The sequence below is a fragment of the Bacillus sp. P4_D3 genome (assembly GCF_056401855.1).
Window position 1 is genome coordinate 1 of the sequence record NZ_JBFUIN010001246.1, and the last position, 618, is coordinate 618.

At 31.6% G+C, this 618-nt stretch carries 1 protein-coding gene; it reads left to right on the top strand.

Annotation, left to right across the window (positions count from 1 at the left end; translation table 11 throughout):
* Window positions 1-618: ABC transporter permease (locus AC1DTM_RS30590; protein ID WP_477001717.1), on the top strand; the 618-nt coding region annotated here is incomplete at both ends.

Sequence of the window (618 nt, forward strand, 5' to 3'; positions counted from 1 at the left end):
CGTTAATTCGGATTGCAATAACGAACGCAATTGTAGTATTCATTATGCTGCCTATATTGATGAAAAGTATGGGAGCGACAATTATACAAATCGTACTGTTCTGGATTTTCTTTACTGTTTTTCGATTTATGCTATCGTTGTTGACGAGATTCATAAATGTACGTGTGGGGAAACGATGGGTTTTATTGATTATAAAAGATGTTATATTTTCTTTTAGTTTGATTTTTTTTGGAATCAGTGTATTTTTTATTTATAAAAATCCATTGTATTCCATATTATTTATCGGTCTAGCAGCTTTATTTACTATAGTCTTGGTAAAAGAAAAGATGAATTATAAAAATTTCTTTTTTAAAGAAGTTGAGAAAGAAAAAGAAGAAAGTATGCGTTGGACGGTAGGGATTATGCAAGTTGGTGGCCATGCTGCGAAGCCGAGTAGTTCGAATAAAAAACCGTGGATGTTCCCTCGTTCTAAAAAGATATTAGGAAAAAAATCTGATTCGCGTATTGTAGAAGCTTTTTTAAAAGAATTTTTGCGTACAAGTAGTACTTTAATGTTTTATGTTCAAATTGTATGTATAAGTACTGTAAGTATTATCGTGACTCCGCAGTGGATAACAG